This window comes from Okeania sp. SIO2C2, assembly GCF_010692625.1.
GTDB classification, from domain to species: Bacteria; Cyanobacteriota; Cyanobacteriia; order Cyanobacteriales; family Microcoleaceae; genus Okeania; species Okeania hirsuta.
The window spans coordinates 289,158-314,114 of record NZ_JAAHGM010000002.1; the positions used below are offsets into that span (position 1 = coordinate 289,158).

Below are 24,957 nucleotides of genomic sequence, written 5' to 3' on the forward strand. Positions count from 1 at the left end.
TAAACTGAGTTGTGGCACTACCTTCTGTGTAGCCTGAGTTCGAGATAGAGACTACTGCATCACCTGAAGCTACACTTCTGGATTCAGATTTGTAGCCACTTAGAGTCATGTCTTCTGCTTCTATACGAATGTTTGTCATATTTAATGTATCCTACGGTTAAATTTGCCAGTCAATTTTCAAATTTTCTAGTAGAAAATTTGACATAAATATTAAATGGTTTCCTGGTTGCTTAATTTAATTATTGCTTATGTTATTTAAATTTTCTTAAAGTTTCTGTAAAGTTATACAGAAATTTCTTAAAGTTTTTGTGAAGTTATAGCAATGATACCAATTCTCTATGAAGCTGCGCTGAATACAAGTTAATAATATATAATAGTGAAGAAAATCATAGAGCGATCGCCAAAGTATTTATGGCCCGTCCCTTAAAAGTCAAAATCAATGAAACAGTTTCTGAACTAGAAAAGCGTTTAAGTAAGTCAATAACACCTAGAGAAAGAGTACGAATACAAATGATTTACTGGCTAAAAACCAATCAAGTATTGAGTCGCCCAGAACTAGCCAATCTACTAGGTCGCCATGAATAAACGATTACACGTTGGCTCACACTTTCAGGACTTACGCAAAGACACTATATATAGCGATATAGCGCATGTCAGATAGAGCGATTGCGCTCCGCATAGCTCCGCTAACCCTGAGAAAAATTATAGCGATCGCCTAACATTTTTAGTTTTATCCCTATTCATAAAAACCTAAATAACTGTCATTTTTATTGTAGGATATTTAAGTTCAGATACGCTTATATTTGGATAATAATTGATGTTTCAGATGATCAATAGTTATCCCCAAAATCTTTGCCATTTTTTTCAAATGATTCCAGACTAACATGGCACAAGCAATATGATTCTTTTGGATTTTTGCCCGACGACCCAATCCAAAACTCAAGCCCTGTTAGTTGTTTAATTTCTCTATGAAACTCCTCTATTTTCCATCTAGGCGCGAATTTCAAACTCAACGTCATCTGTACTCTGATGACTGAGGTAATTAGTAACAATATATTCTGTTGGTCTTTGTAGAAACAGTAGCCCAGAATAATCTGACTTTTTGATCTCTCGAAAAACCTTTAATCTTAATAATTTTTCCTGATACTAATTCCTCCTGATTCGATGTTAATTCTTCCAGTTTTTGATATTTTTTTACACCCCCTGTATCGTCTACTAAACGGTTGCTTTTTAACGGGCAATAGTAAACTTTACCTAAGTTATCTATTAAGGCCATGAGTTTTTTTGTTGGATACCAGCTCTCCATTAATACTGTTTTTACTGGTATTTTATTCTTTTTTACTACATCAATTATTATATCTTCTACATGATATATTTTACTCTTTTCATCACTTTCACTCTTTATAAATCTGATAATCTACTATGCAGAAACGTTATATTTGAGGATTAAAATATCAACAATTAACTATTCCTATTCCACGCACTACCCTATGTTCGTTACCACTATACTGATGCCGAACAAGCTCAAGATGCATGGGAATACTTTTTATTCAGAACCGTGTCATCAAAAATTAAATAACCATCTTCAGTAGTTACAATTTCTTCTCTGATATTTTCCCACAACATTTCTGTTCCTAAATCAATATTTTTCAAGTAACGATTAATTTGATTGCTGAGGCAAAGCTACGCTATCGTGGCTAACTTTTTCTAGATTGTCAGCCAGGTTTGTCAGAGTGTAATGTTTCTGACTACTTATGAGATACTGACAATATTTTATATAATTAAAGTCTATGAAAAACTCTTCATAAAAATATATGTTATTCAAAATTATAATCATACCAGAGAACCTAGAATATACTCAATCTAATTTTTCAGTTAATGATAATTTTGTGGCTCAGGTGTTGGTGGAGCCTAGCGGCAGCTATATCGCCAAGGGAAACGGAGTTTAGATCGCAAATCTAGAGAGAGTCTTAAAGATTAACAATGTATATTGTCCTTGCGTAAGTCATGTCAAAGTTTAAACTAATTTTTGGCAATATTATTCCATAATCTGCAACCCTAAAAGAATTACTTGGTTATTTTTGTCAGAGCCTAATAAACCTGGTCATAATTAAAGTTATAGTTATTTAACTTAAGAGTGAGATATTAAGCTACACAATAATCACGGATTATTTCATCTAAAGATTTATGGGTAGGAGCATACATTATGGCTCTTTTTAATGCACTGAAATCATGTTCTTAATCATTTAAATCAGGAGAATATTTGGGCAGNTCAAAATTTTTCAGTAAATGATAATTTTGGGGTTGATGCGATCGCAAAGGGAAACGGAGTTTAGAACCCAAATATAGAGAGATAATTAAGACTTAACACTATATATAGTGTCCTTGCGTAAGTCCTGTTTATCTAAGAAGTTAATAACTACTTCAGCTACTTCTTCAAACATTTGATTCATCATACAAATGTTACCTTGTTCTAATTCAACTACCTCAGTATTAGGAATTAATTGAGTAGCTATCAATCTATCTTCTGCCTTTGCTAAACCTAAATTTTCAAATTGTTTGACATCTTCAAGTCCCCATAAAAGTAAGGTAGGACATTGAATCAAACTCAACCTTGCTTTGAAGTTTAAACAGTAATTTGCTACAGCATAAACTGCATACATTGGATAACCAAAACATTTTAGATCGTCCAACACCCAACGGTGATTTAATTCAGGAGTTCCTACGTAGTTATAACGAGCTAACCACCTTGCTATTAAGTGAGAACCATCTTCCTGAATTTTATAACCTTTAGAATATATTTCTAAGAGCTTTTTCTTTCCTTGTTCGCCAAAATTAGGAAAATTACATAGTATCAATTTATTCAGGCGTTCGGAATAAGTCAATGCAACTTCTCCAGCAACAAAAGACCCTGTATGATTACCTAAAATACTCGCTTTTTCAATATTTAATTTATCTAGGAGTTCGATAACATTTTTTGCATAGTCTTCAATTGAGTACATTCTTGGTGGTTTATCAGAATCACCAAAACCCAAAAAGTCCATAGCAATTACTTGTCTTTTTTGAGCTAAAATACTCATTAATTCTTTATATTCATCGCTACTTCTTGGTTGTTGATGCAGCAAAACTAGTGGTTCACCTTCGCCTCCAATTCGATAGTGTATTTGACCATCTTCTGTATCTAAAAAAGCTCTCTTTATTTTCATCATCTTAAATTTATCCTCATCTAGTTTTCATCTAAAAATTTACTTACAACTGTCGATATTTCTTCAGCTCTTTGATTAATCATCCACAGGCTTCCTCCTTCAATTTAAACCATTTTACTATGGGGAATTACTTGTGATAACCAACCTTGATTTTCAGCCTTTACTAAACCATATTTTTCGATAGGTTCTAAGGCTTTAGTGCCATTACAAACTAAGGTAGGACATTGAATAAGTTTAAACCTTTCTTGGGCATAAACACAATATTTCCCCACTGCAACACCAGTATAAATAGTCCCGCCAAAAGCTTTTAAATCATCTATAACACAACGGTGATTTAATTCCCCATGTCCCACATAATCAACTCTTGCTAACCATCTTTCCATGAGGTGTGAACCATCTTCTTTGAGCTTAAACCCTTGAGCATATCTTTGAAGTAGTTTTTCAGCTTCTTCGGCATCAAAACCATGAACATTACAAAGGATTAATTTATTCAGGCGATCGCTATAAGATACGGCAACTTCTCCAGCAATATAACCCCCTGTTAAACTTCCCAAAATACTACATTTTTTAATTCCTAATTCATCTAACAATAAAATAACAGTTTTAGCATAGTCTGAAACAGAATATTCTCTTGGAGGTTTATCCGAATTTCCCAACCCCATTAAATCCATAGCAATAACACAATATTTTGGAGCTAAAATTGCCATTAATTCTTTAAATTCATCACTACTTCGAGGAGTCATGTGTAGTAAAACTAGAGGTTCTCCTTCCCCTCCTATTTGGTAAAAAATCTGTCCGTATTCTGTATCTAAAAAGGCTTTTTTAATTGTTTTTTTCATATCTTTTTTCCCTTAAATCAGCTCTTATTGCGTAAGTTCTAATTATATAGCGTTTCTCAAGTTACTGAGGTCGAATTGTTTTTCGACACCCTATTCCCTACTCCCTATTTTTAGGAAAATGCTGTAAATATTAATATACACCTCCAAAAATCCAAAATAAAATCAATTCTTATCCATAAATTATCAATTATATCAAATTCGCTTAATTCGGTATAAAAAAATCTGGTAGTCCTGCATAGTAATGGTGAAGATATATATTTTTGGGGCGTTGGTAATTTGAGGTATGATATTATCTCCGGATAAGAGCGCTATAAAACTCCGCGACCTTTACGCTTCCCGAAAAACTTTCTCCTTCTATTCCTCTTTCTTCTTATTTCTTACCTCCTGACTCCTGACTCCTAAGTAATTAAGATTAATATCATACACGCGCTTTACCAACGCCATTTTTGGTAGTCCTACTCGCGTAATGGTAGGTGGAGATAAGGAAAACTTAGAATGGGAGCAAGATGCTCCCACTGCCTATACCATTACAATGTACCACTACCACATTTTTTAATTTTTTCCCATACTTCCCATCTCCCCACACTCCCTACTCCCTACTCCCTACTCCCTCCCTATTTTAATGAATTGGCATAAACTTATAATCTTGTGCAGAAGTCACTCGCCAAGTTTCATCACCCATAACTTCCAAAACTTGGTGGTGATATTGTAACAAAGTTGGTCGGTGTCCGACACTAACATAAGTGGTTGATAAACTTTGCAAATGTTGGTAAAGACTTTGTTCATTTTGCACATCCAGAGCGCTCGTTGCTTCGTCTAAAATTGCATAACGGGGTTGAGTCAACAACAAACGAGCAAAAGCAACCCGCTGTTGTTCTCCCATTGACAACATATTCTCCCAATCTTCAACGGTATCTAAACCACCGAATATTTCTGCTAATTTTGGCAAATTAACTTGGTTCAGCACTCGATAAATTATTTCATCAGAGATATTTAAGTCAGTGCGTGGATATAGCAGTTGATCTCGTAGAGAACCTAAAATCATATAAGGATGTTGTGGTAAAAAAAGAATCTCTTCTAATTTCGGTCGGTAAATTGTCCCAGTTCCAGAATTCCACAAACCAGCGATCGCTCGCAAAATAGAACTCTTCCCACTACCACTCACCCCCACAATTAAAAGTCCTTCTCCCGGTTGTAATTCTATAGATACATTTTTAACTAAAGTTCTTTGATAGTTAGGAGTTTGCAAAGTAAGATGCTGTAAACTTAAACGGGAATCTTCAACAGTATCAATTGTTTGACTACCCTCAACTGGTGATGCTTCTGATTCTTCTAGAACTTTGACAAAACTCTCTAAACGTTCAATTCCTGCGATAAAACTGGTGAGAAATTCAAACATCCTAACTATGATATTCAAGGACTTAAAGACTCTTCTAAAAGCTCCATTAGCTTCTTGTATTGCTCCCACTTCCAACCCTGGTTCCCCTGCCAAAATTCTCGGACCAATAATTAAAGCTGGTAACATCCAGGTAATATAATTATATATGTTTTGAAAAATATCTAAGTTTCTCTCCCAAGTAATTACTTTATTATAAATACTTAAAACCGGAGCAAATACCTGCTTAATGTAGCTAAATTCTCTATCGCCTCCATTATAAAAAGCAATTGATTCAGCATTCTCTCGAATTCTCACTAAACCAAATCGAAAATTTGCCTCTCGTTTCAGTTGTTCTTTTTTAATTGGAATCAAAATTTTACCAAAACCTATAGTTGTAATTAGCATACCTCCTACAGAATATATGACTAAAATCAGAACCAATAATTTTGATTTTTCCCAAAGTAGAATTCCAAATGCAAACAAGTTAAAAATTGCTAAGGCAAACTGCCTAAATAGAGTTACAGAACGATGACAAAATGATGCAATATCTTCTGCAATTCGCTGATCGGGGTTATCAATTTCTCGATAGAGGGTATTGATTTTATAGAAGCAATCATTTTGGAAATACTTATCTAAATAAAATTTAGTTAACCACTCTCGGGAATACAAACGAATTTTATCTTCTAAATACTGCCAAGTAGCAACAGTAATAGCTAACACAATAGAAGCACCAATATAGAAAAATGCAGATTTCCAGAATCTCTCAGAGTCCCCATCAACTAAAGCAGAGATTAATTCTCCTTGTTGTTTGAGTTGATTAAGTCCTATAGTTGAATCTAAACTGAGAAGACAAAGCAGCAATATAAATAAACCAATTGCTCGCCATTTCTCTGGAGATTCCCACCAATATAGTTTACCAATTGCCCAAAACCTCTGGAAAATGCTGAAATTAAGTTTTATATTTTTCATTCTGTGTATTTAATATGATTCATCTGTGTTAGCTGTACAGTCTTTGACTGTTGTTAAAGGAACACCTTTACGAGTGACAGAATAAACAGGATAGCAACTGGGAAAATTTTCTTCATACTTGAAACGATAAAAATATAAATAATAATCAGGTTGTTCTAATTTCATTTTTTTTAACTCGTTTTGATCGATGACAGTAAAATCAGATGTCGCAAATGGTTTTGCGGAGTATAAACTCCACAATCTTGGAACAGCTATGATCGCTCCCTTTTTGCCATTCTGATTAATCCATTCCATGCCCTTTCTCATGCTTAATGCCCAATAATCAGTTTCATATTGCCGATGGGCAGCTTGTAATCCTCCAAAAACTCGATTAAAATAAATATACTCATAAGGATGTATTGTTACCATATCAAACAGAATAATCAGAACTCCTAGTAAAGTGACCCCTACTAACCAACGCTTAAACCTGGGTTGAGAAATCTGTTGGTAGCTCCAAATGAAGCCAATCGTTGTGACGATCGCCATTCCCGGAATTACAAACAAAAAGTGTCTTAACCCATCATAAATAGTAGAACTTTTGATAATGGCAATCATCGGCAACAGAAAGATTTGCAAAATCACCAGAAGAATATAGGCTTTTTGGCGATCGCTAAATTGATGATATTTTCTAGTTAGACCGATTAAACCTAACAAAAAGTAAAATAGAAACAGTGAAGGAGTCGTAATCAAAAACCTGGTAGGAAGATAATCCCAGGGTAGTTCCGAGCCTTTAATCCATTCTCCTTTAAATAAAACCGATCCAGGCCATTCATGTTGGGAAAAATAGCTGATGGCATCCCAGAACCAACGAAAAGGGTTTGACCAAGAAGAGGGGGTAACACAGAAAAGAGCGATCGCCCAACTGACTGTCATTAAAGTATAGTTGAATAGGTAAAATTTCAGAAATCTGCTTATATTCTTTCGCGGAATTAAGACGAGAGATACCAAACCGACAAATCCCAAAATCACAAAACCGCCAATCCTAATTCCACTTAGCAAACCCACTAAGATCCCATAGCCGATTACCCTAAGTATCGTGTGCTTAATTCCCGAAAAAAATTGTATTTGTCTTTAATTTGTTCAACAATATAAGCACCCAGATAAATACAAAGGGTAAATAAAGCAGCAAAAGGTGCATCTTTGGGATTAAAAAAACTATGTCCCCAAAATCGAGGAAAAAGGGCGAGCATTAGAGGAGCTAACCAAGCCCATTTTTTTCCATAAAGGAGTGTAATACCTCCAGCGACAGATAGGTAGGTAATTAGAGAAACACAAAAGGTAAAAGCGTGCTTAGTTAAAAAGCGATCGAGAACCAGAATTTCTGAATCAAGTGCTGATAGGTATGGTTCCAAGGGAAGACGACCAAATACATGAGTTTCAATCAAATGCTTGATTTGAAAAACGATTTCAGCCGCCCCATTAAAAACAATTCCATGAAAGCGAGAATCGAACGGCATTTTTTTCCCTTGCTGAATAAATTCCCAATTCCATTTAAGGATTAAAAGATGGTTGTCCTCGTCAACCGATATCCCATGATGATTGACGCTCAAAAGACCAATCAGAGTAATCAGGGCTAATACCGCCCCTAGTTTGATATAACTTTTGTTAAATAGTTTACCTAATTGCTCAAAAACTTTGGGAAGCATGGAAAAAAGTTTGATGTTTTTCATTCTGTCTATTTATAAGGTAAGGCATTGATTTAAGTTTAAACCTTTCTTGAGCAGAAATACAATATTTATATCATGTCCGGTTGAATAGTTATAAATAACTTTGGAGGAGGACTGAGTCAGGAGAACCGAGTCAGGAGGAAAGAAGAAGGGAGAGGAGAAGAAAGTTTTTGATCGCGTTTGCGTAGCATTGTGTAGAAAAGAGGAACGGAGTTTGATCGCGCTATTCAACGGACATGAGGCGTTTCTGAATGGTAATGATTTTTAAATTAAGTATCAACGCAAAACATAAGTTTTTCAATTTTACCTTCAGCTACTTACCATTACATTTCAGCAACGCTCAACAAAGGGAAATCTTTTAACATTCCGCATTTTCTTTACCTTCTTGTTGTTCTAATAAACTCATTTTACTTAGCAATTGAGATTGCTACAGCTAATTATAAATTGCCAGAAAACCAAAGATTCAACTTATTTGCTGGCGATACTCTTTATAATTGCGATACCTTAAACAAAGGTCAGCAAGCAATTCAAGTACCAGAATTATTAGACATCTCCAGAAAAGAGGCAACAGGCAACAGCTCCGGAAGGCAACAGGGAACACACCCCTAACCCCTCCTGGGAGGGGAATAATTGATAATTTATGGATAAGAATTGATTTTATTTTGGATTTTTACCAGATGTCTATTAGAAGATGATATCATGTCCGGTAGCATCGGTATTCTATAGAAAAGGTAGGCAACAGGCAACAGGCAACAGGCAACAGGCAAAAAACAGGAAGGCAATTGAGCAAGAAAAAAACTTAAATTTCCTGTAAATATCCACGCTAACTTTTACACAAACGATACCAACGGACATGATATGATGCGATTTGGGCAGATACTTGGTTGCGACAACAAAAACTAAGATAACACAGAATACATTCTATAATTAAACTATTGTTATTGTCTATAAACACCCTGATGAGTAATATCATGTCCCATTGAACAGTTATAAATAAACGATCAATGAGTTAGGTAGGGTAGGTGTCGGATTGTCAAAGTATAGGAGTCAGGAGGGAAGAAAGAAGAAGAAAGAGAAGAAAGAAGACGAGAAGGAGAAAGTTTTTTTATAACTAATTATCCAGACATGATATAATATAAAATCAAAAATAATTATATGATATGGCGATAATTAAAATTTTCACATTCAAAAAGTTAAATGAAAAAGATACAGCAGATTCCAAGTATATAAAGTACGGCGTTGGTAAATCAAGAGATGAAACTTTCAGACGAATCCCCTTCTGACTCACTCTAAATTTTTAACCAGAGCAAGTAATGAGTATCACCCCTGCTAGAAAATCATCTTACTAATTACCAACACCTAAAGTACAGATATTAACAATTAAATGTTCTCAGTGCGGGTATTTTGCCCGCTATAGCATCTTGCCCGCTATGGGTGTACCTCACGCCTGGTGGAATCTTCTGTATCAAATAGATTAAGAGGTCACTACTAAATTGGCAATCGTAATTAACACCAGAAAAAGTCTAAAAACAAATAACTTCAACTATTTCCTACTAAGCATCTCAATTTTAATAGGTACTATTCTCCGCTACAATTTTTCGGCAGACAAACCCGCTGACTCTATAGAAATATCCACTTTAGGTTACAGTCTCGGTCATAACTTTCTTGACATTCCCCTAGATAAAGTCATCACTTGGCAACAACTCCTCTCACCTTTACGCTTAGACACAACAACTGCCTACAGCGACGTCATTCACAACCTAATGACCGAAAGCACTCATCCCCCTCTATATTTTCTGCTGACTCATTTTTGGCTAAAAATATTTACCTCAGACGGAGAAATAGTATCATTAGCAGTAGGGCGATCGCTCAGTGCTTTGTTTGGTGTATTAGCTATTCCGGCAATATTTGCCCTTGGTTGCTTTGCCTTTCGCTCTCAGATAGTGGGGCAAATAGCTGCTGCACTGATGGCGGTGTCTCCTTTCGGCATCTACATTGCCCAAGAAGCGCGTCATTACACCCTAACTATCCTCTGGATAATCATTTCTCTAGCTTGTCTCATCGAAGCAATACGCTGTATTCAGCAGCAAAAAATATTACCTTTATGGTTAGGATGTGTGTGGGTAATAATTAATAGTTTAGGCATCGCCACCCACTACTTTTTTGCATTAACCCTAGCTGCGGAAGGCTTAGTTATGGGTGGGTTTTTGCTAAGGGATATCAAACAATTTTCTCAACGTTATTGGTGGCGCATATATGCGGTTGGGTTGGGAAGTTTGCTCGGTTGTTTAGTCTGGTTGCCAGCAGTGACAGGTATTTCGGGCAATGACTTGACGAGTTGGATCGATACCAGTTATGACCTAGATGAAATCTGGCAACCTATCCTGCGTTTATTTGTATGGGGAATAACAATGATATTTATGTTGCCAGTGGAGGGAACAAATACTTTTATTAGCATTGTTTCTGGCGTGACAATGTTGTTAGTATTAGTCTGGGTTTTTCCTAGTTTATGGCAAGGGTGGAAAGTAGCAATTGCCTCTCCATTAGCAGGTCTTTCTCTTCAGATATTAGGATGGTTTTTAGGCTTTGCCATCTTCCTATTTTTATTTGTAATCTATGGTTTAGGAAAAGACATATCTTTGGTCGCTCGTTATAGCTTTGTTTATTTTCCTGTAGTTTTATTGTTACTGGGGTCAATTCTGGCGAGTTGTTGGCAAAATAATATTGCAGAGAAAAAACAAAGAAGCAAACTGTTTAAAATTATTCCGACTTTTTTCAGAGCAACAGGAAAAAAAGTAGTTGTCATAATATTAATAATGGGATTATGTGGAGCATTAAGCGTAGTTACAAATTATGCCTATCAAAAATCACGACGAGCCGATTTATTAGCCCAAGTCATTCAAACAAAATCTCAAGCCCCAATCTTGATTGCCATGAGTTATAAAACTCACTCAGAAATTCGTGCTTTAATGGCTATTGGTTTATATTTTCAACATCTTGAAAAAAAGACTAATTTACCAACACCAACCTTAGAATTTATTCTGGTAAAAAAAACAGAAAAATCACCATTATTACCAGATTCAACAATTGCTCAAATCTTGAAAGAAAAAACCATACCTCTAGATTTATGGGCAGTGAATTTAGAAGTAAATGAAAATGATTTAGAAAAATTCAACTGTTGGGAGAATCCCGATATTTTACCCAAAGTTAATTATAGTTATGAACTATACAATTGTCGGTAAAATTTAGTACGATCAAAATGAAATTCTTTCTATAGCAATGTGCGCTGGCATATTTACAAATTGCAGGAGGTGTCCAATAGCTAACAGTCTTATATGATCAGCAATTTATTCCCCCTATTGCCTTTTGCCTCTCTTGGTGCGCATTCCCTTGCGACTGGCGTCGTCGCGGGGTCGCACCGCTGTTGCCTGTTGCCTGTGGGCAGCGCTATAACTTGACAAAAAAAATTATGTCTCATTCGACAACGTACTCAGACTCTTCCCTCCCTGTAAAGTCGGCATTAGGGATGATGCCGAAACCACTCCCAACTTCAAAGATCCACTAATAAGACTTGCACAAAATAGAATCATAAAATAGCTTCAAATATATACAAGCAGAGAGTTTTGCCTCAAAAAGGTATAAATCCTTGGCGTTGCTGATTTGAGGTATGAAATTCAAATTTTTTGGGTAAATTTTCAGCAAAAAAAATATAGCAATGTGCGCTGGGATATTTACAAATTACAAGAGGTGTCCAATAGCTAAAAGCCTTATATTATCGGTTTTTTATTCCCCCTGTTGCCTGTTGCCTGTTGCCTGTTGCCTGTTGCCTGCGCACAGCGCTATAGTGCAAATTATACGCATTTCTTCCTATTTAATCACCGAAAAACTCCTTTCTACCTACTCTGCTGACTCCTGTACGGACGTTAACAATAGTTGTGCGCCAGCAAACGGCCGTTATAGTAGAGTAAAACTCTGTTTTTAGTCAAATCGACATTCCTAAGTAAAGTCTTTTAACCAGGGAAATTATTCGTAGCATTCTTTTTTATATTTCATATAAGTACCACTAAAACCTAAAACCTAAAACCTAAAAAAAAGGGAATAAAGAAAAAATTCTCTACTCCCTTATTTTAAATAAATTAACTATCGATCTACAGACCCCATAATAATGTCAATACTACCCAAAATAGCAACAATATCTGCCACTTTTGCACCTTGCAAAATATGAGGAAAAACCTGCAAATTCACAAAATCAGCAGCCCGAATTTTAAAACGCCAAGGGAAAGGACTATTATCACCAATAATATAAATCCCAATCTCTCCCTTACCACTTTCAATCCGAACATAATGCTCACCTTCAGGAATCTTAAAAGTAGGAGGTATTTTCTTACCTAAAAATTGATAATCAAAACCATTCCACTCAGACTTCGGCCCTCCAGCCATCCGTTTTGCTTCCAGATTTTCATAAGGTCCCCCAGGAAGTCCCTTTATTGCTTGACGAATAATCTTGACCGACTCCCGCATTTCCCGAATACGCACAAAATATCGGGCCAAACAATCTCCATCAGTTTCCCAATGAATATCCCAGTCGAAATCGTCGTAACATTCATAGTGGTCAACCTTCCGTAAGTCCCATTTAACACCTGAAGCACGCAACATTGGACCAGAAAGCCCCCAGTTAATCGCCTCTTCCCTACTAATTACACCTAATCCCGTAATCCTGCGACGGAAAATAGGATTATTTGTAATTAAGCGTTCATACTCATCAACCTTTGGCATAAAGTAATCGCAAAAGTCTTCACACTTATCTACCCAACCATAAGGTAAGTCAGCAGCGACCCCACCAATACGGAAGTAGTTATTATTCACCATCCGATAACCTGTAGCAGCTTCCCATAAGTCATAAATCATTTCCCGTTCCCGGAAAATATAGAAGAAAGGAGTTTGGGCACCAACATCAGCCAAGAATGGGCCAAGCCACAAGAGGTGATTAGCAATCCGGTTTAGTTCCAGCATAATTACCCGGATATAGCTAGCCCGTTTGGGGACTTCAATATCGGCCAATTGTTCCGGAGCATTCACCGTTACGGCCTCATTAAACATTCCCGCAGCATAATCCCAACGACTAACATAAGGGACAAACATTGTATTAGTGCGGTTTTCGGCAATCTTTTCCATGCCCCTGTGTAAGTAGCCAATCACAGGTTCACAGTCAACTACATCTTCCCCATCTAAGGTGACAATTAACCGCAATACGCCGTGCATTGAGGGATGATGGGGTCCCATGTTAATGACCATGGGTTCGGTTCTGGTTTCAATTTTGCTCATGTTGACTATTCTCCAATAGTGACCTGTTTTTATTTCAGCCCAATTATATTGTTAGACTGTAAATGGGTTTAGGCTAAATGTTATTATTATTGCTTGTATTTATATTCTGTTACTACTCTTAAATTATCAAAATAATTGGGTCACGCAACCCCGCCTTTTAAGGCGAAATATTTTTGGAGCGCGGCTTACATCCCTCTTACAAAAATAACTTCTATAGGTCACCAATCCGACGCTCTCGCCTATCTAACTTCTGACTTCTGACTTCGTTAAAGGGATAGCTAGTTAGTCTAAGCAGATATAATTTCTGTTAAGAGACTACATATATTAATTCAAAACTATAGTGCCACACTATATATAGTGTTTTAACTAACGGAACATACTTGTTGGAAATTAAGCTAAAAAGCGACTAAAACCTTTATGAGTTAAAATGGATATGCTTCAATCACTTAAAGCATTATATTCTAAGCTTTTGAGCAGTATCAGTTATTATTTCCCAACAAGTCTAATGTAAATTTTTCCAATAGACTTCTAACTTGATGAACCATATACCTGTTCTGAGTGCCGAGTTAACCCAAGGTTTGGCAATATCTCCAAGAGGTCTTTACTTAGATGCAACAGTAGGATTTGGTGGCCATACTCAGTCAATTTTAGCTACAGCCCCAAATGTTAAAGTAGTAGCTATTGACCAAGATGAGCAAGCGATCGCCTATTGTCAAACTTTACTGGCCTTTGAAAACTCCAATATTCAATTTTGGCACGGAAATTTTGCTGATTATGAGCCAAAAAATCTTGAATTTGATGGTATAATAGCGGATTTGGGTGTAAGTTCGGTGCAATTGGATACCCCAGAACGAGGGTTCAGTTTCCGGCATGAAGCTAAGTTAGATATGCGGATGAACCGACAGCAATCTCTGACCGCAGCCGAAATAGTTAATTCTTGGGAAGAAACCAAATTAGCAAATATTTTTTATACCTACGGGGAAGAGCGTTTGTCACGACGTATTGCCAGAAGAATAGTAGAACATCGTCCTTTTGAAACAACAACCGAGTTGGCAGAAGCGATCGCCCACTGTGTACCTCGCAAATACCGTTATGGTAGGATACACCCCGCCACTCGTGTTTTTCAAGCTTTAAGAATACAAGTAAATCAAGAACTTACTGCCCTAGAAACTTTTCTAGAGAATGCCCCTAATTGGCTCAAACCAGGAGGTAGAATTGGAATTATTAGTTTTCATAGTTTAGAAGATCGTTTAGTTAAACATAGTTTAAGAAGTTCATCTGTTTTGCAAGTATTGACAAAAAAGCCCATCCAAGCCCAAGATCGTGAAATAACATTAAATCCACGGGCACGTTCTGCTAAACTTAGATTGGCAGAAAAAATTGGTTAATCTTAAGTATAAAATCCATAAATAATTAACAAAAAAAACTGAATTATAATTAAATTTATTGTTGAATATTATTTAGTAGATGAGACATTTATTGGAAGAATCTATATCTAGAACTTAAGTATAAAATATACTCAAAATGAGTTTTTCTTGGAAGTTTATGGCCAGATAAAAAATGAAACCCAAATTCATAAAATTTAACTCAAGGCTATTTATTCTAAAAAATATACATTAATAAATTAGATTGAAGCTATTAAGGCCAACCGGAGAGTATAAAATTTGAAAAATTGTCTGGGAGTAAGGCATAGCATGAGTCGGGGAGAGGGGAAATTAAAATTGATGGTAGTCGATGACGAACCAGACAACCTAGATTTGTTGTACAGGACATTTCGGCGAGAATTTAAGGTATATAAAGCAGATAGTGCCTTCAGTGCCATGAAAGTTTTGGAAGATGAAGGAGAAATGGCACTGATTATCTCTGACCAGAGAATGCCAGAAATGAATGGTACAGAGTTTTTAGGCAGAACATTAGAAAAATATCCAAATACAGTTAGGATTCTACTGACAGGCTATACAGATGTAGAAGACTTAGTAGAAGCAATTAACTCAGGAAAAGTATTCAAATATATTACAAAACCTTGGAATCCTGAAGAACTCAAAGCTGTAGTACAACAAGCTTCAGAAACCTACAAAATTGTCACGCAACGCACCAATACTCTAACTCGTGCTTTGCGACGAGAGTCTATGTTAAATGAAGTAATGAGTGCTATTAGAGAATCATTGGATTACTCTAGTATGTTATCGACAATCATTCAAACAGTGGGACAGACTTTTGACGCAACAGAAGGTAAGTTATGGCCAGTAGAAGGCGATCGCTTAATGCCTGAATCTTTTTCTTACCAAAACCCTGAAATTACTCAAAACAACTTCTCTTTTACTCCAGAACAATTTTTGGAAGTAGTAATAAATCGTCAAATCCAATTAGAAGAAAGTTCAGATCAAAACATTTGTAAATTAATAATCCCCCTGATTTATCAACAAGACTTACTAGCAGTTTTAGCTCTTTATCAACAAGATAGCAGTAAATTTTGGTCTTCAGAAGATATAGAATTGATAGAAAGTGTCCTGGAGCAAGGAGCACTAGCATTATCTCAGGCCAAACTCTATCAACACACCAGAGAACTTGCAGAACAAATGCGTAATGAGCTAGAGGTAGCTCGTCAGATACAGAGCAACTTATTACCTCAAAGTTGGCCATACTTTGATAAATTAAGGATACAAGCTTGCTGCTATCCTGCCAGAGAAGTAGGAGGTGATTTCTTTGAAGTTTATACCCATTCTCAAGGTGACATCTGGTTGGCACTGGGAGATGTTTCTGGTAAGGGAGTACCCGCTGCTTTATTGATGGCAAGTGTTATGTCTGTAATGCGACGAGAACTTTCTCAAGAACATCCCCCAGACCCTTACGAAATCATGCAAAACCTTAATATTGGTTTGTGTGACCACCTTATTAGTAACAATTGCTTCATTACAATGGTTTTGGCTCGTTATACACCAGAAACAGGATTATTAGCTTATGCTAATGCTGGCCATATATATCCCTTAGTCTGGTCTCAAACTGCATTGCTAACTGCAGAAAATGATGAAGTGAAACCAAATTTCCTCAAGGAACGTGGTATTCCCCTGGGAATATTGCCAATATGGAAAGGAAAAGCAGGTACTATAGACTTAAATTCAGGAGATGTTTTCCTACTGACCAGTGATGGTATCACTGAAGCTACAGTAGTTCAAGAGGCTACTGATAGTAGGGAACAAACTCGTGTAATGCTGCAACAAGAAGGTTTATGGGAGCTTTTAAAACAGCACAAAAACCAAATAGACCTAAATGGCTTATTAGCTTATATCCGAGCTAATAATCAAGTTCAAGAAGATGACCAAACTATACTATCTCTGGAGGTTCTGTGAATTCATGAAAACTGAGCTTCAGGTGCCAAGCGACTTACGCTTTTTAACTATTGTCGAGCACTGGTTATTGAGCAGTTTAGAAGTAGAGCTAGGAGAACATATTGATTGGCCTCGTCAATCCAACCGTTTACGCTTGGTACTGGCAGAAGCTTACTCCAATGTGATTCGTCATGCTCATAAAGACCAACCTAATTTACCAGTATTAATACGTTTAGAAGCCAAAGACGGTGGTATTGCTTTGGAAATCTGGGACTATGGTAAAGGTTATAGTGTAGGAGGGTATAACCCACCAACACCAGAAGCTAAACAAGAAAGTGGTTATGGATGGTTGATTATGAATAGATTGATGGATCGTGTAGATTATACATTGCAGATAGATGGTAGAAACTGCCTAAAATTACAGGCTAACATACTAGAAAAAGTACAATAAAGCACTTGCTTCATTATTACAAGCTAAATAATGCAACGAAATAGACGGAAGTTGTCAGGCTTTTTCTTTGATCAAGATTAATTTTTGGAGATAAGTCAAAGTACTTCTATAAAATCAAATCTGTTATCAATATTTATTTACTTTGATTATTGTAAAGTTTTAAGTTTTTTTTCTCTTTTTTCATACGTTTATCCTTAACTCTGTTCCCTATTCTCTGTTTCCTGTTCCCTGAGTGTGGCAATACTTTGATGTAATTGGTATTACACAACTGAAAAAATATTGCGATAACTATTATATATATATTTATGATAAACCTGATAAGTTTTGTTAAGTTTGGTTGCATCTAACTATACTCTACCGCAAGATAAAAATAAGGTTTATTTAGATACCATTAAAATATATATATTAGGTTTGTTATATGAATATGTTTTTTCCTTTAGCCCCTCGTTATCGCCTAGATGACGAATCTCCTTGGCTAGAAAGAATCGATCCTACTCGTAATTATTGGATTCATATCAATGGAGAAAAAGCACTAACGGCTGTAATTCCCGGCTTTACAGTGTCTTCTACAGATGAATTTAAACAAAATATATTTCAATTTCGCGACCTGGAACCAGGGGCACATATAAAAATTGAGAGAGCTTCCGAAACTTGTTATATTTACTGTATTAGTCAAAACTGCTATGCAGTCGAATGCTATTTTAATAAATCGCTAGTATGGCATCTATTTGACAAAGAAACTTTAGAAAGTTTATTAATGACAAGTCATCCAGACTGGAAGTGTGCTTCTAGTCATATAGAACTAGGACAACAAATGTTAGCTCGTTCATTGCAAGTATCCACTACAGCTTGAAATTAATCATCTAACATGAAATCTAGTGTGAGGACACAAATTTAACTAGCTCTGGACTAATAGCTTTCAGCTATCAGCTTGGGTTAAAATCCCTGACTTATAGGTTAGATGCTGGATAATTTAAAAGGGATTTCAACCCCTCTTAAATTGCATTTCCCTCGGTTTCAGCATAAATTTAAGCTGAATGCTTTTTAACAACTGTTGTGGATAAGCTAACAGCTTTAAACTAAGAGCAATTATTCGCTCCTACTGACGGTTCAAAATAAATTTCCCAGCTACATTTACCTAAAATCAAGAAGTTTTGTTTCCCTGACTTAAACTTCTACGTCGCTTTCATCAAGCTCTTGGCTCACTCCTGCTTAAGGATAAGTTTGTATATAGCAGAAGAAAGAAGGAAGAAGGAAGAAGGAAAAACCTTGTGTTGCCTGGGTTTTAAGCTTTTGATTTCTCCTAACCTTTACTCCAACTGCTATAACTTTAATCTTCTTCCTGAAGATAGGAAGCGATCGCATTCCTACTAATAATAGGATCTTGAAGATCATTCAGTGAGCCATTATATCATGTTCGGTTGAATACTTACACTTTGGAGGAAGGAAGGCAGTAGGGAAAGAAAGCTTCAAGGCCAGAAGTTTTTTTATAACTGATTATCCGTTAGCGTAGCTCCCCCGGAGGGGGAACATGATATTAGCAGTAAATAGACTTGCTGCAAACGCAGAAGGAAGAAGGAAAAAGTTTGATTATTTATATTCCCAAGTTTGCAGCTATTTCATAAGTCAAATACAGTAATGACGACTGCTGTACTTTCAAAATTATCGTTATTAAAAGTTTCAAAGTAGCGAGTAACTACTTGCTGTTCAATACCAGTAATTGTTTAGCTCTGTACTGTCCAATATCAGAGGGTTTTACGGCAAGTATTTCGTTATATCAAGTGTCATTAATTAGACAAGGGTAAAAATGATCTTCTCAAATTATCTTGAGAATCTATCAAATTGCCCCCTACTCCGTAGGAATGTTGCATGCAACGTCCCTACTGCTCCGGTGCCCCCTAATCAATGTTATTTGTGGGTATTTAAAGAGACATGATATTATACCTTTTCTGAATAGTAGTGCTATATTTGATTACCATCTCCCTATCTCTCCATCTCCCTATTTCCCCATTACAAATATATATAGCAAACTTTTTGAGATATGGTATTAGATTCGGTTTCGGGAATGTTACTCAAAAATTAAGCTAAAGGATCGACACCCATATTCGCTACAACGTTGCGTAATACAGTAATTTGTTGACCAAAATCTAATACTTCTATAGAGGTCAATACTTGAGATCCAGAAACCGAGAGCTGATGAAAAGTAGGTATTGGAACTATATCGCCTTCTTCAATGGACTCTGTTAGTTGATACCAGAAAGCTAGCTTAGTATTAGTGCTTAGTATACCATAAGCACGAGAAATAGGGTTATTTTTGCTAGCAGCTAAGTCACGGATGACTCCTAATTGTTCTTCGTGAAACATATATTTAATCTCATTTAGCAAACCTTCAGCCAACTGTAGGCGTGCTGCACCGGGGGTTGTAGGTGTAACAGAGCGTCTAATTCTAATTTTGGTGTAGATGTACCATAGTAATGCCAGTTGCTCATCAATACTAAGAGTATTGAACTGAGCTGTAGTTTCAACAACAGTTTTAGGGTTACTACAGATAAAAATTTTCATTGTAGATTCAGCAGTATATGTCATGTCTGCAACTTAGAGATTTATATTTATGTTAGCTAATCTCAAATCAAATGGCCTTGCAAATCTCTGCCTCCTTGCTTGGCATTATGTAACTTTTTGTTAATAGGTGCAAATAAAATTGACAAGTTGAAAAGTTTCAAAACAAAGTATAATTCAAAATTAATGGTGGTTGTATCGTAAATTATTATACAGTTTTGCCAATCTGTGTTACCAATTAATACCATGTTCGGATGATTAAGTATCATAAAAATGTTCTATTGAAGCGCTCTGGAAGGAATATCCCAAATTTATGCTCCGTTTCCAGTGTTCTCACTTGAATTTACACCTACCACCTAAGAACTTTATTATAACTAATTAAATGGACATGATGTAAGTTGTTTAAAATATTATAAATTAATACAAATTTTACAAATCTAGCTAGTATCGATGAAATCTGCACTTAGCATTAGTCAAATCAAACAGAAAGCCTTAGAAGTAGGATTTCACAAGGTTGGTATAGCTTCAGTAAATGAGTTAGGTTCAGACACAGAAAGATTGCAGGCATGGTTGAACAAAGGTTATCAAGCAGACTTAAGATGGATGGCTAACCCCAAACGTCAAAATTTGAAGCTAGTGATGCCAGAGGTTGAATCTATTATTTGTGTTGCGCTCAACTATTACACGCTACATCAACATTCTGAAAATTCTGAAATAGGTAAAATTTCTCGTTATGGGTGGGGTAGGGATTATCATAAAGTCATGCACCAAAAGTTAAAAGCTCTGAGTAACTGGTTGCAGGAGCAAGAAAAGGAAATTTTAACCAGGTATTATGCAGATACAGGTCCAGTGCCAGAAAAGCCATTGGCACAACAAGCAGGTTTGGGTTGGATAGCAAAAAATGGTAATCTAATTACTAGAGAATACGGTTCATGGGTATTTTTGGGGGAAGTGTTAACTAACCTAGAGTTGACAAGCGATCGCCCTCATGCTCAACATTGTGGTAGTTGCACTCGTTGTCTGGAAGCTTGTCCGACTAATGCGATCATAGAACCTTTTGTTGTTGATGCAAATCTTTGTATTGCTTATCACACAATAGAAAATAGAAATCCTGAACTACCTGAATATATTAAATCAAATTTAAAAGGGTGGGTCGCGGGTTGTGATATTTGTCAGGATGTTTGTCCTTGGAATGAACGATTTGCTCAAAAGACAAATATTGATGATTTTCAACCTTATCCTGGTAATGTAACTCCTAAGTTAACAGAACTGGCAGAGATATCTCAACAAGATTGGGATAAGCAGTTTCCAGCTTCCGCACTACGACGTATTAAGCCAGAAATGCTACGACGAAATGCTTGTGCTAATCTTTAATGAAGTCAAAGTCAAAGTTATCCACTGCCATAGATTAGGTTGATTGATTGACATTTTCGAGTAATAGTTAATGATAGAATCAGAAAGCAATTAGCAATTGTTATATAATAATGATAAAAATAGTTATTTTTGATTTTGATGGTACATTAGCAGATACTTTTGATCTGATTTTTGCAATTACAAATCATTTATCAGTTGAATTTGGATATAAACAAGCTAAGAAGGAAGAAATTCCAGAAATCGAAAAATTAAGCCCTCTACAAGTGATTAATCAGTCAGGAATATCTATTTTTAAAGTTCCTTTTTTATTGAGAAGAATTAGAGCAGAATTTCAAAAAGAAATTAACAATGTCAGCTTGTTTTCTGGTATTCAAGAAATTTTATTAGAACTGAAACAGCAGGGTTATCAACTGGGAATAATTACTTCTAATAGTCAGAAAAATGTAGAGTTTGTCTTGCAAAAATATGATTTATTAATCTTTGATTTTATAATTTCAGCCTCAACACTTTTTGGCAAAGATAAGGTTATTAAAAAATATCTAAAAGTGGAGAATATTCAACCAGAAGAGATCGTTTATATCGGAGATGAGGTTAGAGATATTAGTGCTTCCAAAAAAGCTAAAGTTAAAGTAATAGCGGTGACTTGGGGATTTAATTCTAGAGAAGTATTATCCGATTATCAGCCAGATGCTTTAGTTGATCGACCGCAAGAATTAATGGAAGTAATTAATAACTTTTGAAGAAAGTAAAAAAATGATGAATAGTGACAAGCCTAAGCTTTATTCACTTCAAGATCTACTAGTATTATACCCAATCTCACCTATTCTTGCTACATCTTCTTGAGAGTAGGGAGTAGAATTCGACCGAATAAGATATCTTCGCTCTTTGTCTAGAATCGTTAAAAGCATTGCTGAACTTTACTTATTGCTTAATAACTAAAGTCTTGAGGAAGTATACTATTATTTTTGTTTTTGGGAATTGGTATTATATATAATAATTTATGGTGGAGGTAGGGAACAGAAAACCTCTCAAATTCTAAGTTTCAAAGAAATAGTATTTATGAATTGTATCATTTTCGGTTGAATACTTATAAATAAGTGAGCAGGGAGAATAGAAAGATTTGTTGTTGAAGGTAGAGGATGGTTTTTTTCAGGCAACTCTTAAACGGACATGATATAACTTGACTTTTTCTGATAAAATTACTATTAGATTAGTACTATAATATCAATTATTTGAAGAAGGAGACAGGAGACAGGAGACAGGAGACAGGAGGAAAATTACATGGGGATTCGCTCCCCCAAGTAATTTTGAACACCGTGTAGACGGTGGGGTATTAAACCCACAAAGAAAATGATAAAATAATGCCATATTAAAGATAAAAAAGAAGGAAAAGTCAAGAATAAATCAATAAAAAAAATGATATATATAGATAGTGTTTAGAATCTAATTATCTGCTATTAAGGATAATTTTTAAATGTCATTTTTGTCACATAAAGTTTGAGAATTAGTATAATTGTATATACAATCAAATTATCCAACTTCTGCAGGTAAAATGCAATGGATATCACTGAATATTCTGTTAAAGCTCCCACATATCCTACAAAAATTTTAATTATAGAAGATGAACTTATTGTCGCAGAAAATATTGCTAGAAATCTTAATAAATTAGGATATGAAGTAGTTGGAATTGTAGACTCTGGCGAAGAAGCTATTCAAACTGCAACAAAAAAACATCCTAATTTAGTACTAATGGATATCATGCTTCAAGGAGATATAGATGGTATTGAAGCTGCTGGGTATATTCGCTCTCAATTAAAAATACCTGTTGTTTATATGACTGCTTATGCAGATGATAATACATTAGGGCGGGCAAAGTTAACCGAACCTTATGGATATCTAGTGAAGCCGTTTAAACCTCAATCATTAAAAACTACAATTGAGATTGCCCTTCAGAAATATCAAGGCGAACAAGATATAGAGTCGCGGTACGTTCAGCAAATTGAAACGGTAAAAGATAAACTTAATAAGTTAACTAATCAAGAAAATCCAAGTATTTTAAGTAATCGGCTTTTATTATCATATCAATTCGATCAAATTATTAGTAATATTGCAAATTTAAAAACACAAGATTATGTAAAAGAAAAAGATTTTATACTAACTATTCCTGTGATTTGTTTAGGCATAAATCGCTTTAAGCGCATTGATGAGTTAGGATATGATTGGAGTGATTTATTGGTTACAAATATAGCTAAAAGAATCAATAAATTTATTGGTAAAAATAGCGTGATAACTCGCTTAAATACAGATGAATTAGTGATGATCCTAGAATCACTTCATCAGAAGATAGAAATTACAGGTATAATTCAAAATATTATACAGCAATTTGTCGAACCTTATGTGTTAAAACAGCAAAAGTTTTTGATTAGTGCTAATGCTGGAATTGCTCTTTATCCTATTGATGGAAGACAACTGGGGCAATTACTTTTAAAAGCTAGAAAAGCCATGGAGTATGCCAGAAGAAAGGGCAATAATCAATATTTTTTTGATCATGAAGTAGGTAAAGATCAAAACAGCCATACTTTGCAGTTAGAGAATGATTTACATTCGGCACTATCAAGTAAACAATTTAAGATTTACTATCAACCAATAGTTAATTTAAAAACAGGCCAAATTGTAGGTGCAGAAGCTCTACTGCGCTGGCAAAAATCTGATGGATCTATAATATTACCAAGACAATTTTTACCCCTAGCAGAAGAAACGGGATTAATTGAACCAATAGGTGAATTTGTGTTGAAGACTGCTTGTGAAAATGTTAAAGCTTTGCAGGATATTGGGTTAGGAAAAATACGAGTAGGAGTCAACATATCTGATCGCCAGTTAAATAAATTAGATTTACGTCAAAAATTAGTTAAAGTTCTTTTAAATAGCGGTCTAGCTCCTAATTACGTCGAGTTAGATTTTAATGAAAGTATTTTGATTACAAATGAAACAAAGGCTATACGGAGTTTATATGGTTTAAAAAGTTTAGGTATTCAAATTTCTATAGATGATTTTGGTACGGGTTATTCTTCCTTAACTTATCTGCAAAAATTCCCCATTGATGCTATAAAAATCAATCAAAATTTTATTAGTAAAATTAATAGTAATCCTGGTAACCAAATTATCGTATCAGCAATTATTTCTATGGCTCACAAATTAAATATACGAGTTATTGCTGAAGGAGTTGAGACTGAAGAAGAATTGGCTTTTTTAGTTAAAAATCAGTGCGATGAACTTCAAGGTTATGTATTTAATCGTCCTTTACCTTTGGTCGAATTTGCATCCTTAGCAGAGTCTTTAGCTAGTTGTTCTCAAATGATTAATGATTGGATACAGGGAAAAGGAAAATGAAATAATGTATCTATTAGTTATTAGTTTGATCTTCTGAAATAGTGATTATCTCCCAGTTATGTGCTTCTAGAATAGGTGCAATATCTATAACTGCTCGCTGCCGTAGAGCAATAACTTGTTTAATCTTACAAAGTCCTTCTAACTGAATTTTATCCATAGAGGTAGCTCTACTAATAGTTTCATTATTTTTGCAATATAAATATCCAGTAGCTTGATTACTAATACCTCGAAGTTTAAGATGATATAGTTGTACATCTTGATAAAGAAAGTGATTTGGAGTAACAATAATTTGCATCTTGTTCATTAGACTTGTCGCGAAATAAAACCTTAAAGTTAAATGGAAAATTCTACCTTTCAATCATTAAATTATGCTGCCATCAGGTAGAAATTCCAGAGTCCAGCCGCTGTGAACATGAAGCGATCGTCGCGCA

Annotated in this window: 19 protein-coding genes and 2 pseudogenes; 10 read left to right on the top strand and 11 right to left on the bottom strand. The window is 35.4% G+C overall.

From position 1 onward, the window contains the following. The first annotated feature begins 411 nt into the window (after positions 1-411). Positions 412-585, top strand: coding sequence for a hypothetical protein (locus F6K18_RS02130; protein ID WP_287518158.1), 174 nt, complete (start codon positions 412-414; stop codon positions 583-585). Positions 586-750: 165 nt separating this feature from the next. Here F6K18_RS02130 and F6K18_RS02135 read toward each other — a convergent pair. The 8 genes and pseudogenes from F6K18_RS02135 to F6K18_RS02170 all read right to left on the bottom strand — a co-directional run bounded on the left by F6K18_RS02135 (position 751) and on the right by F6K18_RS02170 (position 8,101). Continuing rightward, positions 751-1,792 (bottom strand): annotated as a pseudogene (locus F6K18_RS02135) (IS701 family transposase). Positions 1,793-2,145: 353 nt separating this feature from the next. Continuing rightward, a pseudogene (locus tag F6K18_RS02140) lies at positions 2,146-2,271 on the bottom strand (IS630 family transposase); the annotation flags it as partial. Positions 2,272-2,357: 86 nt separating this feature from the next. Next, positions 2,358-3,209, bottom strand: a complete 852-nt coding sequence (locus F6K18_RS02145) for an alpha/beta hydrolase (protein ID WP_287518159.1) — start codon at positions 3,207-3,209, stop codon at positions 2,358-2,360. A gap of 101 nt (positions 3,210-3,310) precedes the next feature. Then, positions 3,311-4,045, bottom strand: a complete 735-nt coding sequence (locus tag F6K18_RS02150) for an alpha/beta hydrolase (RefSeq protein ID WP_287518160.1) — start codon at positions 4,043-4,045, stop codon at positions 3,311-3,313. Positions 4,046-4,399: 354 nt separating this feature from the next. Beyond that, positions 4,400-4,561: a hypothetical protein gene (locus tag F6K18_RS02155; protein WP_287518163.1), complete on the bottom strand. Its 162-nt coding sequence runs from the start codon at positions 4,559-4,561 to the stop codon at positions 4,400-4,402. 103 nt (positions 4,562-4,664) lie between these two features. Continuing rightward, a complete protein-coding gene (locus F6K18_RS02160) occupies positions 4,665-6,392 on the bottom strand; it encodes an ABC transporter ATP-binding protein/permease (RefSeq protein ID WP_287518165.1) in 1,728 nt (575 codons plus the stop codon). A 9-nt stretch (positions 6,393-6,401) separates the two neighbouring features. Beyond that, positions 6,402-7,304, bottom strand: a complete 903-nt coding sequence (locus F6K18_RS02165; RefSeq protein WP_287518167.1) for a hypothetical protein — start codon at positions 7,302-7,304, stop codon at positions 6,402-6,404. Positions 7,305-7,453: 149 nt separating this feature from the next. Further along, complete coding sequence (locus F6K18_RS02170; protein ID WP_287518169.1) at positions 7,454-8,101, bottom strand: hypothetical protein; 648 nt, start codon at positions 8,099-8,101, stop codon at positions 7,454-7,456. Positions 8,102-8,542: 441 nt separating this feature from the next. Between F6K18_RS02170 and F6K18_RS02175 the strand changes: the two genes are divergently transcribed. Together F6K18_RS02175 and F6K18_RS02180 are read left to right on the top strand one after the other, a co-directional pair. Beyond that, a complete protein-coding gene (locus F6K18_RS02175) occupies positions 8,543-8,707 on the top strand; it encodes a hypothetical protein (protein WP_287518170.1) in 165 nt (54 codons plus the stop codon). An 884-nt stretch (positions 8,708-9,591) separates the two neighbouring features. Next, positions 9,592-11,340, top strand: a complete 1,749-nt coding sequence (locus F6K18_RS02180) for a hypothetical protein (protein WP_287518171.1) — start codon at positions 9,592-9,594, stop codon at positions 11,338-11,340. Positions 11,341-12,238: 898 nt separating this feature from the next. Here the strand turns inward: F6K18_RS02180 and F6K18_RS02185 are convergent. Then, positions 12,239-13,423, bottom strand: a complete 1,185-nt coding sequence (locus F6K18_RS02185) for an NAD(P)H-quinone oxidoreductase subunit H (RefSeq protein ID WP_287518172.1) — start codon at positions 13,421-13,423, stop codon at positions 12,239-12,241. Positions 13,424-13,959: 536 nt separating this feature from the next. Here F6K18_RS02185 and rsmH point away from each other — a divergent pair. From rsmH to F6K18_RS02205, 4 genes are all read left to right on the top strand, one after another. After that, positions 13,960-14,811 carry a 16S rRNA (cytosine(1402)-N(4))-methyltransferase RsmH gene (gene rsmH, locus F6K18_RS02190; protein WP_287518174.1) on the top strand — a complete coding sequence of 284 codons (852 nt, stop codon included), beginning with the start codon at positions 13,960-13,962 and terminating at the stop codon, positions 14,809-14,811. Positions 14,812-15,117: 306 nt separating this feature from the next. Continuing rightward, a complete protein-coding gene (locus F6K18_RS02195; protein WP_287518212.1) occupies positions 15,118-16,773 on the top strand; it encodes a SpoIIE family protein phosphatase in 1,656 nt (551 codons plus the stop codon). Between the two features lie 4 nt (positions 16,774-16,777). Then, positions 16,778-17,203, top strand: coding sequence for an anti-sigma regulatory factor (locus F6K18_RS02200; RefSeq protein ID WP_124146999.1), 426 nt, complete (start codon positions 16,778-16,780; stop codon positions 17,201-17,203). A gap of 418 nt (positions 17,204-17,621) precedes the next feature. Further along, entirely contained in the window at positions 17,622-18,056 is a 435-nt protein-coding gene (locus tag F6K18_RS02205; RefSeq protein WP_124146998.1) for a hypothetical protein, read from the top strand. A 1,226-nt stretch (positions 18,057-19,282) separates the two neighbouring features. Here the strand turns inward: F6K18_RS02205 and F6K18_RS02210 are convergent. Further along, the gene (locus F6K18_RS02210; RefSeq protein WP_287518177.1) at positions 19,283-19,765 is read right to left on the bottom strand and encodes an orange carotenoid protein N-terminal domain-containing protein; all 483 of its coding nucleotides are present in this window, start codon (positions 19,763-19,765) and stop codon (positions 19,283-19,285) included. Positions 19,766-20,212: 447 nt separating this feature from the next. On the opposite strand from F6K18_RS02210, the gene queG reads away from it, so the two are divergent. The 3 genes from queG to F6K18_RS02225 all read left to right on the top strand — a co-directional run bounded on the left by queG (position 20,213) and on the right by F6K18_RS02225 (position 24,526). Further along, positions 20,213-21,136, top strand: coding sequence for a tRNA epoxyqueuosine(34) reductase QueG (gene queG, locus F6K18_RS02215; protein ID WP_287518178.1), 924 nt, complete (start codon positions 20,213-20,215; stop codon positions 21,134-21,136). Between the two features lie 110 nt (positions 21,137-21,246). After that, the gene (locus F6K18_RS02220) at positions 21,247-21,876 is read left to right on the top strand and encodes an HAD-IA family hydrolase (RefSeq protein ID WP_287518180.1); all 630 of its coding nucleotides are present in this window, start codon (positions 21,247-21,249) and stop codon (positions 21,874-21,876) included. A gap of 817 nt (positions 21,877-22,693) precedes the next feature. Continuing rightward, positions 22,694-24,526 carry an EAL domain-containing protein gene (locus tag F6K18_RS02225; RefSeq protein ID WP_287518183.1) on the top strand — a complete coding sequence of 611 codons (1,833 nt, stop codon included), beginning with the start codon at positions 22,694-22,696 and terminating at the stop codon, positions 24,524-24,526. 13 nt (positions 24,527-24,539) lie between these two features. On the opposite strand, the gene F6K18_RS02230 is transcribed toward F6K18_RS02225, so the two are convergent. Then, on the bottom strand, positions 24,540-24,830 hold the full coding sequence (locus F6K18_RS02230; protein WP_287518185.1) for a hypothetical protein: 291 nt from the start codon (positions 24,828-24,830) through the stop codon (positions 24,540-24,542). Positions 24,831-24,957: the final 127 nt, after the last annotated feature.

Bases quoted from the DNA above. Each gene is read 5' to 3' on its own strand.
- F6K18_RS02130 (WP_287518158.1), top strand. From the start codon at position 412: ATGGCCCGTCCCTTAAAAGTCAAAATCAATGAAACAGTTTCTGAACTA.
- F6K18_RS02145 (WP_287518159.1), bottom strand. From the start codon at position 3,209: ATGATGAAAATAAAGAGAGCTTTTTTAGATACAGAAGATGGTCAAATA.
- F6K18_RS02150 (WP_287518160.1), bottom strand. From the start codon at position 4,045: ATGAAAAAAACAATTAAAAAAGCCTTTTTAGATACAGAATACGGACAG.
- F6K18_RS02160 (WP_287518165.1), bottom strand. From the start codon at position 6,392: ATGAAAAATATAAAACTTAATTTCAGCATTTTCCAGAGGTTTTGGGCA.
- F6K18_RS02165 (WP_287518167.1), bottom strand. From the start codon at position 7,304: ATGACAGTCAGTTGGGCGATCGCTCTTTTCTGTGTTACCCCCTCTTCT.
- F6K18_RS02170 (WP_287518169.1), bottom strand. From the start codon at position 8,101: ATGAAAAACATCAAACTTTTTTCCATGCTTCCCAAAGTTTTTGAGCAA.
- F6K18_RS02185 (WP_287518172.1), bottom strand. From the start codon at position 13,423: ATGAGCAAAATTGAAACCAGAACCGAACCCATGGTCATTAACATGGGA.
- rsmH (WP_287518174.1), top strand. From the start codon at position 13,960: ATGAACCATATACCTGTTCTGAGTGCCGAGTTAACCCAAGGTTTGGCA.
- F6K18_RS02195 (WP_287518212.1), top strand. From the start codon at position 15,118: ATGAGTCGGGGAGAGGGGAAATTAAAATTGATGGTAGTCGATGACGAA.
- F6K18_RS02200 (WP_124146999.1), top strand. From the start codon at position 16,778: ATGAAAACTGAGCTTCAGGTGCCAAGCGACTTACGCTTTTTAACTATT.
- F6K18_RS02205 (WP_124146998.1), top strand. From the start codon at position 17,622: ATGAATATGTTTTTTCCTTTAGCCCCTCGTTATCGCCTAGATGACGAA.
- F6K18_RS02210 (WP_287518177.1), bottom strand. From the start codon at position 19,765: ATGAAAATTTTTATCTGTAGTAACCCTAAAACTGTTGTTGAAACTACA.
- queG (WP_287518178.1), top strand. From the start codon at position 20,213: ATGAAATCTGCACTTAGCATTAGTCAAATCAAACAGAAAGCCTTAGAA.
- F6K18_RS02220 (WP_287518180.1), top strand. From the start codon at position 21,247: ATGATAAAAATAGTTATTTTTGATTTTGATGGTACATTAGCAGATACT.
- F6K18_RS02225 (WP_287518183.1), top strand. From the start codon at position 22,694: ATGGATATCACTGAATATTCTGTTAAAGCTCCCACATATCCTACAAAA.
- F6K18_RS02230 (WP_287518185.1), bottom strand. From the start codon at position 24,830: ATGAACAAGATGCAAATTATTGTTACTCCAAATCACTTTCTTTATCAA.